Origin of the sequence: Pseudomonas sp. KBW05 (assembly GCF_003852405.1) — a bacterium.
GTDB lineage: Bacteria > Pseudomonadota > Gammaproteobacteria > Pseudomonadales > Pseudomonadaceae > Aquipseudomonas.
In genome coordinates this window covers 23,404-37,732 of record NZ_QAJM01000055.1, presented here as the reverse complement: position 1 = coordinate 37,732, position 14,329 = coordinate 23,404, and the positions used below count along the sequence as shown (strand labels likewise).

General features: G+C 59.1%; 15 protein-coding genes and 1 tRNA gene. 6 read left to right on the top strand and 10 right to left on the bottom strand.

The window, feature by feature from the left end; translation table 11 throughout:
• Positions 1-105: 105 nt before the first annotated feature.
• From DBR46_RS29620 to DBR46_RS29580, 9 genes are all read right to left on the bottom strand, one after another.
• A complete protein-coding gene (locus DBR46_RS29620; protein WP_124529899.1) occupies positions 106-1,086 on the bottom strand; it encodes a sigma 54-interacting transcriptional regulator in 981 nt (326 codons plus the stop codon).
• A gap of 321 nt (positions 1,087-1,407) precedes the next feature.
• Positions 1,408-2,508 (bottom strand): redox-regulated ATPase YchF, encoded by a 1,101-nt coding sequence (gene ychF / locus DBR46_RS29615; RefSeq protein ID WP_124529897.1) that lies wholly within the window; start codon positions 2,506-2,508, stop codon positions 1,408-1,410.
• Between the two features lie 21 nt (positions 2,509-2,529).
• Positions 2,530-3,114 carry an aminoacyl-tRNA hydrolase gene (gene pth, locus DBR46_RS29610; RefSeq protein ID WP_017735148.1) on the bottom strand — a complete coding sequence of 195 codons (585 nt, stop codon included), beginning with the start codon at positions 3,112-3,114 and terminating at the stop codon, positions 2,530-2,532.
• 168 nt (positions 3,115-3,282) lie between these two features.
• Positions 3,283-3,876 (bottom strand): 50S ribosomal protein L25/general stress protein Ctc, encoded by a 594-nt coding sequence (locus DBR46_RS29605; protein ID WP_124529895.1) that lies wholly within the window; start codon positions 3,874-3,876, stop codon positions 3,283-3,285.
• A 138-nt stretch (positions 3,877-4,014) separates the two neighbouring features.
• Positions 4,015-4,956 (bottom strand): ribose-phosphate pyrophosphokinase, encoded by a 942-nt coding sequence (locus tag DBR46_RS29600; protein ID WP_003208392.1) that lies wholly within the window; start codon positions 4,954-4,956, stop codon positions 4,015-4,017.
• 46 nt (positions 4,957-5,002) lie between these two features.
• Positions 5,003-5,077, bottom strand: a tRNA-Gln gene (locus DBR46_RS29595).
• A 37-nt stretch (positions 5,078-5,114) separates the two neighbouring features.
• Complete coding sequence (gene ispE / locus DBR46_RS29590; protein ID WP_256659425.1) at positions 5,115-5,918, bottom strand: 4-(cytidine 5'-diphospho)-2-C-methyl-D-erythritol kinase; 804 nt, start codon at positions 5,916-5,918, stop codon at positions 5,115-5,117.
• A gap of 49 nt (positions 5,919-5,967) precedes the next feature.
• Positions 5,968-6,585, bottom strand: coding sequence for a lipoprotein insertase outer membrane protein LolB (lolB, locus tag DBR46_RS29585; protein ID WP_124529891.1), 618 nt, complete (start codon positions 6,583-6,585; stop codon positions 5,968-5,970).
• Positions 6,586-6,589: 4 nt separating this feature from the next.
• Positions 6,590-8,314, bottom strand: coding sequence for a tetratricopeptide repeat protein (locus DBR46_RS29580; RefSeq protein ID WP_124529889.1), 1,725 nt, complete (start codon positions 8,312-8,314; stop codon positions 6,590-6,592).
• 182 nt (positions 8,315-8,496) lie between these two features.
• Here DBR46_RS29580 and hemA point away from each other — a divergent pair, with 182 nt between their 5' ends.
• From hemA to DBR46_RS29550, 6 genes are all read left to right on the top strand, one after another.
• On the top strand, positions 8,497-9,786 hold the full coding sequence (hemA, locus tag DBR46_RS29575; RefSeq protein ID WP_124529887.1) for a glutamyl-tRNA reductase: 1,290 nt from the start codon (positions 8,497-8,499) through the stop codon (positions 9,784-9,786).
• Positions 9,783-10,865, top strand: coding sequence for a peptide chain release factor 1 (gene prfA, locus DBR46_RS29570; protein WP_122489521.1), 1,083 nt, complete (start codon positions 9,783-9,785; stop codon positions 10,863-10,865). The genes hemA and prfA overlap by 4 nt, the downstream gene beginning before the upstream one ends.
• The gene (gene prmC, locus DBR46_RS29565; RefSeq protein WP_124529885.1) at positions 10,866-11,696 is read left to right on the top strand and encodes a peptide chain release factor N(5)-glutamine methyltransferase; all 831 of its coding nucleotides are present in this window, start codon (positions 10,866-10,868) and stop codon (positions 11,694-11,696) included.
• On the top strand, positions 11,690-12,445 hold the full coding sequence (locus DBR46_RS29560) for a molybdopterin-synthase adenylyltransferase MoeB (RefSeq protein ID WP_124529883.1): 756 nt from the start codon (positions 11,690-11,692) through the stop codon (positions 12,443-12,445). Before prmC ends, DBR46_RS29560 begins: the two co-directional genes overlap by 7 nt.
• A complete protein-coding gene (murI, locus tag DBR46_RS29555; RefSeq protein ID WP_124529881.1) occupies positions 12,438-13,232 on the top strand; it encodes a glutamate racemase in 795 nt (264 codons plus the stop codon). Before DBR46_RS29560 ends, murI begins: the two co-directional genes overlap by 8 nt.
• Positions 13,233-13,346: 114 nt before the next feature.
• Positions 13,347-13,865 carry an acyloxyacyl hydrolase gene (locus DBR46_RS29550; protein WP_124529879.1) on the top strand — a complete coding sequence of 173 codons (519 nt, stop codon included), beginning with the start codon at positions 13,347-13,349 and terminating at the stop codon, positions 13,863-13,865.
• Between the two features lie 153 nt (positions 13,866-14,018).
• On the opposite strand, the gene DBR46_RS29540 is transcribed toward DBR46_RS29550, so the two are convergent.
• Complete coding sequence (locus DBR46_RS29540) at positions 14,019-14,324, bottom strand: YkgJ family cysteine cluster protein (RefSeq protein WP_071491045.1); 306 nt, start codon at positions 14,322-14,324, stop codon at positions 14,019-14,021.
• Positions 14,325-14,329 lie beyond the last annotated feature (5 nt).

Below are 14,329 nucleotides of genomic sequence, written 5' to 3'. Positions count from 1 at the left end.
GTTATTAGGGCGGCGAAGGCTTTGATGTTTATCCCATTAGGAATGGTCAATGCTGAATACCAAAGCCCTTGCCGTACTATGAGTGGTCAGCCGGTGCTGAGTGGTTCATTTGTTGCTGGGATTGAATATTTCAATTTGTGTCATTGGGGTGATCAGGCTTTTTTGTCCGCGTTGTATGCTGAGTTGTTTCATTCGGTAGTAAAGCGTGCGGCGTCCAATGTCCAACTCGATCGCCACCCTGTCGATATCATGGTTGTGGCGCAACAGCGACTCCTCAATCAGCGATTTTTCGATCTGTTGCAAGCGTTCCTTCAATGTCAAATCGCTGTTTGAAGGGGGGCTCACTGAGGCCGTAAGTGGTGGTAGGCCTAACACGAATCGCTTTGCTGTCGAGCGCAATTCGCGGACATTTCCGTGCCAAGCGTGGCACAGCAGTTGCTGCAGTAACTTGCTCGAAGGTTGAGGCGCAGGGCACTTAAAATGTTCAGCTTCTTGCTGAATCATTTCCAGGAAGAGCGGGACGATGCGCTCGCGTCGGTTTCTTAGGGCCGGAAGTTGGATATGGACGACATTCAGGCGAAAGTACAAGTCGCGCCTGAACGTGCCTTGCTCGACCATCGCGTGCAGCGAGTGTTGGGCCGATGCAATGACGCGCATATCGACGGGGATGAAGCGGGTCGATCCTAGGCGCTCCACGCCGCGCGACTCCAGCACCCGTAATAGCTTGGCTTGCAGGGGCAGCGGCATGCTGTCGATTTCATCCAGGTATAGAGTGCCCAGGTGAGCCGCCTCCACGAACCCGGCCCTTGATTGCATGGCCCCGGTATAGGCACCGCTGTTGACGCCGAACAATTGGCTTTCCGCAAGGCTTTCCGGGATGGCCGCGCAGTTCACTGCAATGAAACTGCCTCGCCGTCCTGAGAGAAGGTGCACCCGTTGTGCCAGGGTGTCCTTACCTGTGCCGGTCTCCCCCAGCAGCAGGAGGTCAATGTTGAGGATCGCAGTGGTATTGATCGTTTCTTCAATATCTGACCCTTCAATAAAGAGAGGGTCCACTTCCTTGTCTATTTGAAACGAGGCCGACATAATGAGGGTGCTCCACTATCGCTATCACTTCATTGTTGGTCTGATGCTCTGTCGATATCAACCAGGACAATTTAACTTAACAAGTTTGTCTTTGAGCATGTAAGGGCCAAATGGCCAAGATGCTGTACGAAAAGTAAGAGGTGTTTGCTGCTGGAGTGGGGTGCTTGTTACTAGGTGCGAAGTTGTGCGAGGTGTCAGTAAGATAAATCTTAAACTCTGATTTAAAAGGCGACGATATAGTGTTATCTGCGCGTTCAGCGCCCACAAAAAAGCCGATGCATGGCATCGGCTTTTTGTTTGCGGCAAGGCCGCAGGTGAAGCTTATACGTTAAAGCGGAAGTGCATCACATCACCATCTTTAACGATGTAATCCTTGCCTTCCAGACGCCATTTACCGGCTTCCTTGGCACCGGCCTCACCCTTGAACTGGATAAAGTCGTTGTAGGCGATCACTTCGGCACGGATAAAGCCTTTTTCGAAGTCGGTGTGGATCACGCCGGCGGCCTGTGGCGCGGTGGCGCCGACCTTGACGGTCCATGCACGGACTTCTTCGACACCGGCGGTGAAGTAGGTCTGCAGGTTGAGCATTTCGTAACCGGCGCGGATCACACGGTTCAGGCCAGGTTCTTCCAGACCCAGGGCTTCAAGGAACATGTCCTTCTCTTCGCCGTCATCAAGCTCGGCGATTTCCGCTTCGATCTTGTTGCACACCGGCACCACGATCGCGCCTTCTTCGTCGGCGATGGCCTTGACCACGTCCAGCAGCGGGTTGTTCTCGAAGCCGTCTTCGGCGACGTTGGCGATGTACATCACCGGCTTCGTGGTCAGCAGGTGGAAGCCCTTGATCACGGCCTTCTCATCTGCGCCCATGTTCTTCATCAGGCTGCGTGCAGGCTTGCCTTCGGTGAAGTGCGCGATCAGTTGTTCCAGCAGGCCTTTCTGGACCACTGCGTCCTTGTCGCCGCCCTTGGCGTTGCGCGCGACTTTCTGCAGTTGCTTCTCGCAGCTGTCGAGGTCGGCGAAGATCAGTTCCAGGTCGATGATCTCGATGTCGCGTTTCGGGTCGACGCTGTTGGAGACGTGAATCACGTTCTCGTCTTCAAAGCAGCGGACCACGTGGGCGATGGCATCGGTTTCGCGGATGTTGGCCAGGAACTTGTTGCCCAGGCCTTCACCTTTCGACGCGCCGGCAACCAGGCCCGCGATGTCGACGAATTCCATGGTGGTCGGCAGGATGCGCTTGGGATTGACGATGGCCGCCAGTGCATCCAGGCGAGCGTCCGGCATCGGCACGATACCGCTGTTGGGCTCGATGGTGCAGAAGGGGAAGTTCTCCGCCGCAATACCGGACTTGGTCAGGGCGTTGAACAGGGTGGATTTGCCGACGTTGGGCAGGCCGACGATGCCGCAATTGAATCCCATGGTGTTTCCCCTCGGTAAGAGTCAGGCCTTCTGGCTGTGCAGGTTTTTCATCGCGCGGTTCCATTCACCGGCGAAGATATCCGGCAGCACGCCGAGGGCAAAGTCGATGCTGGCATCGAGTTTTTCCTGTTCGGCGCGTGGCGCACGACCCAGGACGAAATTTGAAACCATACTGGCGACGCCTGGGTGGCCAATGCCGAGCCGCAGACGGTAGAAATTATTCTGATTACCCAACTGCGCAATGATGTCGCGCAGGCCATTGTGCCCGCCATGCCCGCCGCCGAGCTTGAGCTTGGCAACACCGGGTGGCAGGTCCAGCTCGTCATGGGCCACCAGGATTTCTTCGGGTTTGATCCGGAAGAAATTCGCAAGCGCCGCGACAGCCTGGCCGCTGCGGTTCATGTAGGTGGTGGGAATCAGCAGACGAACATCCTGACCCTGGTGCGAGAAGCGCCCGGTCAGGCCAAAATACTTGCGATCGGCCACAAGGTTCACACCTTGCGCGTGGGCGATACGCTCAACAAAAAGGGCCCCCGCGTTATGCCGGGTCTGTTCGTATTCGGCGCCTGGATTTCCCAGGCCAACGATCAGTTTAATGGCAGTCACGACAGGGGCCCTTCCTTTGGAGTTGTGGATAACATCGCCGCAACCGTTGTGCGGCGAAAGTGGACGACAGAAGCTGTTTACTCAAGAGTAAAACGCCGCGTTATCGCCCGCTTTCTCGCTACGTTCCGGTCCGCGATGTTTCCTCAAGCTCCGACGTTACAGAGTGAATTACTCTGCAGCGTCTGCTTCTGGTGCAACGCGTGGAGCGTGTACGTTTGCAACAGCTTTGTCATCACCGTGAGCCAGTGCAACAAACTCAACGCCTTTAGGGGCTTTGAGGTCGGACAGGTGGATGATGGTGCCGACTTCAGCGTTAGTCAGATCGACTTCGATGAACTCAGGCAGGTCTTTCGGCAGGCAAGTTACTTCGATCTCAGCAACAACGTGCGAGATTTCGCCGCCTTTCTTGATCGGAGCCGCTTCACCAACGAAGTGAACTGGAACGATCGCGGTCAGTTTCTGACCAGCAACAACGCGTACAAAGTCAGCGTGCAGCACGTGGCCTTTGGCCGGGTGACGTTGCAGAGCTTTGATGATTACGTTTTGCTTGGTGCCGCCAACGTTCAGTTCGATAACGTGGCTGTAGGCAGCTTCGTTTTCGAGCAGTTTGGCGATTTCTTTGGCCAGCATGCTGATGGATTCAGGGGCTTTTTCGCCACCGTAAACTACAGCTGGAACCAGGCTTGCGAGACGACGCAGGCGGCGGCTCGCACCTTTCCCCAGGTCGGAACGCGCTTCAGCATTCAGAGTAAAATCGTTCATGTTGTATCTCCAAAATAACCACATTCGCCCCAGCGTTTGCGACCAGCGCTAAAGGCGATATGGGCAAAAAAGCCCCGCCCCGGCAGAATGCTGGGGCGGGGCGCTTTTCGTCAGTGAAATGATCCGAAGGTTTGACCCTTAACGGAACATCGCGCTGATCGATTCTTCATTGCTGATGCGGCGAACCGCCTCGGCAACTACCGGTGCGATATCCAGTTGACGGATACGCGAACAGGCTTGAGCTGCTGCGGACAACGGGATGGTGTTAGTCACCACCAGTTCGTCCAGCATGGAGTTCTCGATGTTCTCGATCGCTCGGCCCGACAGCACAGGGTGTGTGCAGTAGGCGAAGACTTTTGCTGCACCGTGCTCTTTCAAGGCTTTCGCCGCGTGGCACAGGGTGCCGGCGGTGTCGACCATGTCATCAACCAGAATACAGGTACGCCCTTCGACATCACCGATGATATGCATCACTTCAGAGTGATTGGCTTTTTCACGGCGTTTGTCGATGATCCCGAGGTCCACGCCCAAGGATTTGGCAACAGCCCGTGCACGCACGACGCCACCAATGTCCGGGGACACGATCATCAGGTTTTCAAAGCGCTGGTCTTCGATGTCATCCACCAATACTGGCGAACCGTAGATGTTATCTACCGGAATATCGAAGAACCCCTGGATTTGGTCAGCGTGCAGGTCAACCGTGAGAACACGGTCGATACCTACCACGGTCAGCATGTCAGCAACGACTTTCGCGCTGATAGCTACACGTGCGGAACGCGGACGGCGATCCTGACGGGCATAACCAAAGTAAGGGATTACAGCTGTGATTCGAGTCGCTGAGGAGCGGCGGAAGGCATCAGCCATCACGACGAGTTCCATCAGGTTATCGTTGGTCGGAGCGCAAGTCGGCTGAATAATGAAGACGTCTTTACCGCGGACGTTTTCATTGATCTCGGCTGTAATTTCGCCGTCGGAGAACTTACCGACAGAGATGTCACCGAGAGGGATATGCAGCTGACGTACGACACGTCGAGCCAGATCGGGGTTGGCGTTCCCCGTAAAGACCATCATCTTGGACACGCGCAGTACCTAGAGGCTGAGGGTAACCTGGATGAGTATTAGAAAATGGCAGGGGCGGCTGGATTCGAACCAACGCATGGCAGGATCAAAACCTGCTGCCTTACCGCTTGGCGACGCCCCTGTATCTGTTGCAACGAGTGCCTAACACTCGGTTCCTTTCAGAGCAGACTTTGCAGCTTGCGATGCAACATCGAAACGTTGCTTCCCTTTGCTACAAACCCTGTAAGGGTCTCTGTAAGAAGGGCCGAGACTTTATCAGCTTCAGCTTTGTTTGGGAAGCCCCCAAACACACAACTTCCAGTTCCGGTTAATTTTGCTTCGGTAAATTTACCTAACAAATTCAAAGCGTTACGTACCTCTGGATAACGCCTTGCTACAACCGGTAAGCAGTCATTTCGACTGTTTCCCTTGGGAACGGGGCGCACTTTAATGGGAGAAGAGTTACGTGTCAACAACGGATCTGAAAAAATTTCTGCTGTACTTACAGATACTTGCGGCACAAGTACGACATACCACGGTTCTTCGGGCTCTACAGGGGTGAGTTTTTCCCCGACACCCTCAGCAAATGCGGCGTGTCCACGCACGAAAACCGGGACGTCGGCGCCCAGCGCAAGGCCCAGCGCCGCCAGGCGATCGTGGTCCCAACCCAGCTGCCACAAGTGATTCAGACCCAGCAACGTGGTGGCCGCATTCGAACTGCCGCCGCCGATACCACCGCCCATGGGCAGGATTTTATCGATCCAGATGTCGATGCCGAGCGTGCAGCCAGATTGTTCCTGAAGTTTTTTTGCAGCCTTCACGATCAGGTTGCTGTCGTGGGGCACGCCTTCGAATGCCGTATGCAGTTGGATCACGCCATCGTCGCGAACGGCGAAGGTCATTTCATCGCCGTAGTCGAGAAATTGAAACAACGTCTGCAACTCGTGATAACCGTCTTCACGGCGACCGAGGATATGCAGCATCAAATTGAGTTTGGCGGGAGAGGGCAGGGTCAGCTTTTGTACGGTCACGTTATTGCCCCAGCTTGCGCGGTTGCCAGTCCTTGATCACCAACGTGACATCCAGGTCGGTGCCATGCAGCTTGATGCGCTCCGGCAGCCAATAACCGCTCTGCTGCACATAGCTCAAATACTCGACCTGCCAACCATCCTGCTCCAGGGTGGCCAGGCGGCTGTCGCCGTTCAGGCTCAGGCGACTTTTGCTGTTCGGCGCGGGCAGGCCGCGTACCCACCAGACCAGATGCGATACCGGTAGCTTCCAGCCGATTTGCTCTTCCAGCAGCGTTTCCGGTGACGTCGCCTCATAGCGGCCCTGGTTGGCCACTTCCAGGCTCACTTGCCCCGGCCGGCCGGTCAGGCGTGCGGCGCCACGGCCCAGCGGGCCAGACAGGCGAATATCGTAGTAGTCCTGGCGTTGCAGCCAGAACAAGGTGCCGCTGCCGGAATCTTTCGGCGCGCGAACGCCGACTTTTCCTTCGATCTGCCAGCCATCAATACTGCTGAGCTGGTCCTTGTGCTGTTTCCATTGCGCCGGGTTGCCCTGGCCCTCGACGGATTCACGGCTGCCGATGCCCGCACAACCGGCGAGCAGGGCGATAAGGCTGAACACTACAACGTGGCGCAAGAACATAAGCTTAAAGGGTCTCGGATCCGGTCAGGCGCTTGATGGTGCCGCGCAGGATAGGGCTTTCGGGTTGTTCCTTGAGGAACTTCTCCCAGATTTGACGGGCTTCGCGCTGCTTGCCATTGGCCCACAACACTTCACCCAGGTGCGCCGCGACTTCCTGGTCGGGGAACCGCTCCAGGGCCTGGCGCAGCAAACGTTCGGCTTCATCGAGGTTGCCCAGGCGGTAATTCACCCAGCCGAGGCTGTCGAGTACGGCCGGGTCTTCCGGGTTGAGTGCGTGGGCTTGTTCGATCAGCGCCTTGGCTTCGTCGTAGCGCGTCGTGCGGTCGGACAAGGTGTAGCCCAGGGCATTCAAGGCCATGGCGTTGTCCGGGTCGCGCTTGATGATCAGGCGCAGGTCTTTTTCCATCTGCGCCAGGTCATTGCGTTTTTCCGCCTGCATGGCGCGGGTGTACAGCAGGTTCAAGTCGTCGGGGTATTGCAGCAGCGCTTGTTGCAGCAATTTCCAGGCGCGCTCGCCCTGTTTGTTGGCCGACAAGGTTTCAGCCTGGATCAGGTAAAGCTGGATCGCGTAGTCCGGTTCCGCATCGCGCGCGGCCGCCAGGCGTTTTTCCGCCTCATCGGTGCGGCCATTGCTCATCAGGATATCGGCCTGGCGCAGTTGCGCCGGCAAGTAGTCGTTGCCGGGGCCGACCTGGGCATATTCGAGCAGGGCTGCCTGCGGGTCGTTTTTCTCTTCGGCAATGCGACCCAGGTTCAGATGTGCGGAGTCCACATGGCTTTCGCGTTCGATCAGCTCTTGCAGATAACCCTTGGCCTCGTCCCAGGCCTTGGCTTCCAGGCACACCAGCGCCAGGGAATAACGCAGTTCATCGTCGTCCGGGTATTGCTGGACCAGGTTGGCGAACTGCACTTTGGCGTCCTCCATGCGGTCCTGCTCGACCAGCATGCGCGCGTAAGTCAGGCGCAGGCGCTTGTCGTCCGGGTACTTTTTGATGCTTTTTTCCAGCAGTGGAATCGCTTCCTTGCCGCGATTGAGGTTTTGCAGCAGGCGCGCGCGCAGCAGGATCGGCGCGATTTCACCCTCTTCCGGTGGGTTCTGCTCCAGCAGCTTCAGGGCCGCATCGGCTTCGTCGTCCTGTTGCAACAGCAAAGCCTTGCCGAAAATCAGCTGGCTGTTCTTTGGATGTTTTTGCAGCAGGCGGTCGAAACTCTTCATCAGGCCATTGCGCGTGTCCTGGTCGGTGTCGGCGGCCGACAGCGCGAGGAAGTCGAAATGGGTGTCGCCCTTGCCCTGCAAGACCTTCTCCATATAGACCATGGAGTCGTCGTAGCGCCCGGCGCGTGCCAATTGCACGGCGGCCGCGCGTTGCGCTTCAAGGTCATCCGGGGCGTTTTTCGCCCAGATCAGCGAGGTATCAAGCGCAGCCTGATCGGCGCCCAGGTACTCGGCGATGCGAAACGCCCGCTCGGAAATGCCCGGGTCCTGGGTGTTGATGGCCTGGGTCACGTAGTTATCCAGCGCAATATCGAAACGATTGCGCTGGCCAGCCAGCTCCGCGCTCAGCAGGCTGAACACCGTTTCTTCACTGAACGAGGAATAAACCTTGGGCTTTTCAGGGGCGGGGGTGCTGTCTTCCACCGGCGGCGTACCGTCCGGCGACACCGGGGCCAAGGCCTGGCAGCCGCTGAGGAAGACAAAAGCAAGGAGCAACGCGGAAGATCTATTCATATAGGAAGAGGACGACTAACCTGCGGTCGGATCATCATGACACAAGCCTTCGGCCAAACATAACCGAGACTCAGTTGGTGTATTTATAGGCACAACGTATAGGGACAATAGACGACGGTGGTTGTTCTGAATCTTTCGAAGTAGGACAATTGTCGGCTTCCCGACATCATCAGCGATATTGAATGGCCTTCCTCGCACTCGGTATTAACCACAAGACTGCTTCCGTAGACGTGCGCGAGCGCGTGGCGTTCACGCCAGAGCAGTTGGTTGAGGCCTTGCAACAGCTCTGCCGGCTCACCGACAGCCGCGAAGCTGCAATCCTTTCAACCTGCAATCGCAGCGAGCTTTATATAGAGCAGGAACATCTTTCAGCGGATGTGGTGCTGCGCTGGCTGGCCGATTATCACCATTTAAGCCTCGAAGAGCTGCGCGCGTGTGCTTATGTGCACGAAGAAGATGCGGCAGTTCGTCACATGATGCGTGTGGCCGCCGGTCTCGATTCGCTGGTGTTGGGCGAGCCGCAGATCCTCGGCCAGATGAAGTCCGCTTACGCCGTGGCGCGTGAGGCCGGCACCGTGGGGCCGCTGCTGGGCCGCCTGTTTCAGGCCACGTTCAATTCGGCCAAGCAGGTGCGCACCGACACCGCCATCGGCGAAAACCCGGTATCCGTGGCGTTTGCCGCGGTCAGCCTGGCCAAACAGATTTTCAGTGACTTGCAGCGCAGCCAGGCCCTGTTGATCGGCGCCGGTGAAACCATCACCCTGGTGGCCCGCCACCTGCACGACCTGGGCGTGAAGCGCATCGTCGTCGCCAATCGCACGCTGGAACGCGCGAGCATCCTCGCCGAGCAGTTTGGCGCCCACGCGGTGTTGCTGTCGGACATCCCGGCCGAGTTGGTGCGCAGCGATATCGTCATCAGCTCCACCGCCAGCCAGTTGCCGATCCTCGGTAAAGGCGCGGTCGAGAGCGCGCTGAAACTGCGCAAGCACAAGCCGATCTTTATGGTGGATATCGCCGTTCCCCGGGATATCGAGCCAGAAGTCGGCGAGTTGGACGACGTTTACCTCTATAGCGTCGACGATCTGCACGAAGTGGTCGCCGAAAACCTCAAGAGTCGCCAGGGTGCTGCCCAGGCTGCCGAAGAGATGGTCAGCACCGGCGCCGACGATTTCATGGTGCGCCTGCGTGAACTGGCAGCGGTGGACGTGCTCAAGGCGTATCGTCAGCAGGGCGAACGCCTGCGCGACGAGGAACTAAGCAAGGCCCAGCGCTTGCTGGCCAACGGCAGCAGCGCCGAAGAGGTGCTGATGCAGCTGGCCCGTGGCCTGACCAACAAATTGCTGCATGCTCCCAGCGTGCAACTGAAAAAGCTTACCGCCGAAGGCCGCCTCGATGCGCTGGCCATGGCCCAGGAACTCTTTGCCCTCGGTGAGGGCGCGTCAGATAGCTCTTCGGATAAAAAACCGCAATGAAAGCGTCACTGCTCAATAAACTGGACGTGCTCCAGGACCGTTTCGAAGAACTGACCGCCTTGCTCGGCGATGGCGAAGTCATCTCCGATCAGACCAAGTTCCGCACCTATTCCAAGGAATACGCGGAAGTTGAGCCGATTGTGACCACCTACGGCCAGTGGCTGAAAACCCAGGCCGACCTCGAAGGTGCCCAGGCACTGCTCAAGGACAGCGACCCGGACATGCGCGAAATGGCCGTGGAAGAAGTCCGCGAGGCCAAGGAAAAGCTCGTCGCGCTGGAAGGCGACCTGCAACGCATGCTGCTGCCCAAAGACCCGAATGACGGGCGCAACGTGTTCCTCGAAATCCGCGCCGGCACCGGTGGCGACGAGGCGGCGATCTTCTCCGGCGATCTGTTCCGCATGTATTCGCGCTATGCCGAACGTCGCGGCTGGCGGGTCGAGATCCTCTCGGAGAACGAAGGCGAGCACGGCGGCTATAAAGAAGTCATCGCACGGGTCGAAGGCGATAACGTCTACGGCAAGCTCAAGTTCGAATCCGGCGCACACCGCGTACAGCGCGTGCCGGCCACCGAGTCCCAGGGCCGCATCCACACCTCCGCGTGCACCGTGGCCGTGTTGCCCGAGCCGGACGAGCAGGAAGCCATCGAGATCAACCCGGCTGACCTGCGCGTCGACACCTACCGCTCGTCGGGTGCCGGTGGCCAGCACGTCAACAAGACCGACTCGGCCATCCGCATCACGCACTTGCCGTCCGGCATCGTGGTGGAGTGCCAGGAAGAACGTTCCCAGCACAAGAACCGCGCGCGGGCCATGTCTTGGCTGTCGGCCAAACTCAACGACCAGCAGACCAGCGCCGCCGCCAACGCGATTGCCAGCGAGCGCAAGTTGCTGGTGGGCTCGGGTGACCGCTCCGAGCGCATCCGTACCTACAACTTTGCCCAGGGCCGGGTCACCGACCACCGGGTCAACCTCACGCTGTACTCCCTCGACGAGATTCTCGCCGGTGGCGTCGATGCCGTGATCGAGCCGTTGCTCGCCGAATACCAGGCCGATCAATTAGCGGCGATAGGTGAATAAATGACCATCATTGCCAGCCTGCTGCGCGCCGCCGACCTGCCCGACTCGCCCACCGCGCGCCTGGACGCCGAGCTTCTGCTGGCGGCGGCCCTGGGCAAACCCCGCAGCTACCTGCACACCTGGCCAGAAAAAATCGTCAGCAGCGAAGACGCGCTGACCTTTGCCAGCTACCTGCAACGTCGCCGTGGCGGTGAGCCAGTGGCGTATATCCTCGGCCAGCAAGGCTTCTGGAAGCTGGACCTGGAGGTCGCGCCCCACACCCTGATTCCACGCCCGGACACCGAGTTGCTGGTGGAAGCGGCCCTGGAATTATTGCCGGCCTCGCCGACCCAGGTCCTCGACCTCGGCACCGGCAGCGGCGCCATCGCCCTGGCCTTGGCCAGCGAGCGCCCGGCCTGGAAGGTCACCGCCGTCGACCGCGTGCTGGAAGCCGTGGCCCTGGCCGAACGCAATCGCCAACGCCTGCACCTGAATAATGTCACGGTACTGAATAGTCATTGGTTCAGCGCCCTGCAAGGCCACACCTACGACCTGATCATCAGCAACCCGCCGTACATCGCCGACAATGACCCGCACCTGGTCGCCGGTGACGTGCGCTTCGAACCGGCCAGCGCTCTAGTGGCGGGCCGCGACGGCCTGGATGACTTGCGCCACATCATCCACGAAGCACCAAAGCACCTGAATGCCGGTGGTTGGTTGCTGCTCGAACACGGTTACGACCAGGCCCCGGCCGTGCGTGATCTGTTGCTGAGCCAAGGCTTTGCAGACGTCCACAGCCGCATCGACCTGGGCGGCCACGAACGCATCACCCTGGGACGCCGGCCGTGCTGACCGATCAGGAGCTGTTGCGCTATAGCCGACAGATTCTGTTGCAGCAGGTCGACATTGACGGCCAGTTGCGCCTCAAGCATGGCCGCGCCCTGATCATCGGCCTCGGCGGCCTGGGCGCGCCGGTGGCGTTGTACCTGGCGGCGGCCGGTGTTGGCGAGTTGCACGTGGCGGACTTCGACACTGTCGACCTGACCAACCTGCAACGCCAGATCATCCACGACACCGACAGCGTCGGGCAGACCAAGGTCGATTCGGCCCTGCGCCGCCTGAGCGCGATCAACCCGCAAATCAAGTTGGTGGCCCATCGCAGCGCGCTGGATGCCGATTCGCTGGCGGCCGCGGTGGCGGCGGTGGATGTGGTGCTCGATTGCAGCGACAACTTTTCCACCCGCGAAGCGGTCAACGCCGCCTGCGTCGCCGCGAACAAGCCGTTGATCAGCGGCGCGGCGATTCGCCTGGAAGGGCAGTTGTCGGTGTTCGACCCGCGTCGCGCCGAAAGCCCGTGTTACCACTGTTTATATGGGCACGGCAGCGACACTGAACTGACCTGCAGCGAAGCCGGCGTGGTCGGCCCGCTCGTGGGCCTGGTCGGCAGCCTGCAAGCGCTGGAAGCCCTGAAGCTGCTGGCCGGTTTCGGCGAGCCACTGGTGGGGCGCCTGCTGTTGATCGATGCCTTGACCACCCGTTTCCGTGAGCTGCGCGTCAAGCGCGACCCCGGTTGCAGCGTGTGTGGGCCGCAACATGGTTAAGGACGCGCCGATCGGTGTGTTCGATTCCGGCATCGGCGGCTTGACGGTGCTGGACGAAATCCAGCAACTGCTGCCCCACGAATCGCTGCTGTATGTGGCCGATTGCGGGCATATCCCGTACGGCGAGAAAACGCCTGCATTCATTCTTGATCGTTCGCGCCGGGTCGCTGAGTTTTTCCGCGAAAAGGGCGCCAAGGCGTTTGTGATTGCCTGCAATACCGCCACCGTCGCGGCCGTGGCCGACCTACGCCTGGATTCTCCCGACTGGCCGCTGGTGGGCATGGAGCCCGCCGTCAAACCCGCTGCCGCCGCGACCCGCAGCGGTGTGGTCGGCGTGCTCGCCACCACCGGCACATTGCAAAGCGCCAAGTTCGCCGCCTTGCTCGACCGCTTCGCCACCGATGTGCGCGTGATCACCCAGCCTTGCCCGGGCCTGGTAGAGCTGATCGAGACCGGCGACCTGAACAGCCCTGCGCTGCGCCAGTTGTTGCAGGGTTATATCGACCCGTTGCTCAGCGCCGGGTGCGACACCATTATTCTCGGCTGCACCCATTACCCCTTCCTCAAGCCACTCCTGGCACAGATGCTGCCTCCCAGCATCATTCTCATCGACACCGGCGCCGCAGTGGCCCGCCAGCTCAAGCGTTTGTTGGGCGAGCGCGACCTCTTGGCCAGCGGTAACCCCGAGCCTGCACAGTTCTGGACCAGCGGCGATGTGTATCACCTAAGAAATATCCTACCAACACTATGGAAATATCCCGGCGTTGTGCGAAGCTTCGGGGCGTGAAAATTTCGTGAAATGACGGCGTTATCGGCGGGAACTTCTGTCTACGCGCCGGCTTCTATTAGCGAGATAGCCTGTACACAAACCATATAACTACGTTCGGAAGGGATGTTTCTTATGAAGCGCTTGTTCTGTTTGGCTGCGATTGCGGCCGTCGTTGTAGGACACTCCGTTTCAGCCCAGGCCGCGGGCCTGGAATTGGGGGTGGGGAGTACCAGTGATTCAACCATGACCTACCGGTTGGGGCTGACATCGCAGTGGGATAAAAGCTGGTGGCAGAGCGAAACCGGTCGCTTGACCGGTTACTGGAGCGGCGCCTACACCTACTGGGACGGTGACAAACGTGCGAGCGTTAGCAGCCTGTCGTTCTCGCCAGTGTTTGTGTATGAATTTGCCGGGGAGGCGGTCAAGCCGTACATCGAGGCGGGGGTTGGCCTGGCGGTGTTTTCGCGTACGCGGGTCGAAGACAACAATATTGGCCAGGCCTTTCAGTTCGAAGACCGGCTGGGCTTTGGCTTGCGCTTCAATGGGGGGCATGAAGTCGGCATTCGCGCCACGCACTATTCCAATGCGGGGCTGAGCAGTAATAACGATGGGGTCGAGAGCTACGCGTTGCACTACACCCTGGCGCTTTAAATTTTCTGGCCACTGAAAATCCCATGTGGGAGTGGGCTTGTGTGGGAGCGGGCTTGCTCGCGAATGCGGTGTGTCAGTCAATGCATCTGTTGCTGACCCACCGCATTCGCGAGCAAGCCCGCTCCCACATTTGGATACCCACTTGTCTCAGGATCAGCGGTACGCCGTCGCAATCCCCTGCCTTTCCTCCAGACACTCCGGCGCCCCCATCTCGAACTCCCGGCAAATCAACGGCCGCCGCTCATAGATCGTGCACATCATCGTGTCCCGGTCCAGCGCCGCACACCAACCGTCGTCGAGGCGCAGCATCACTTCGCCGCCCCAATCGTCTGTGTCGATGTAACGCTCCGGTACGCCGGTGTCGGTGATCAGCATCACTTCCAGCTGGCAGCAGCAGGCCGCACATGTCGAGCAGGTGACGGCGGGTTCGGCGATTTGGGTGTGGGGGATGTTAGTCATAGGCG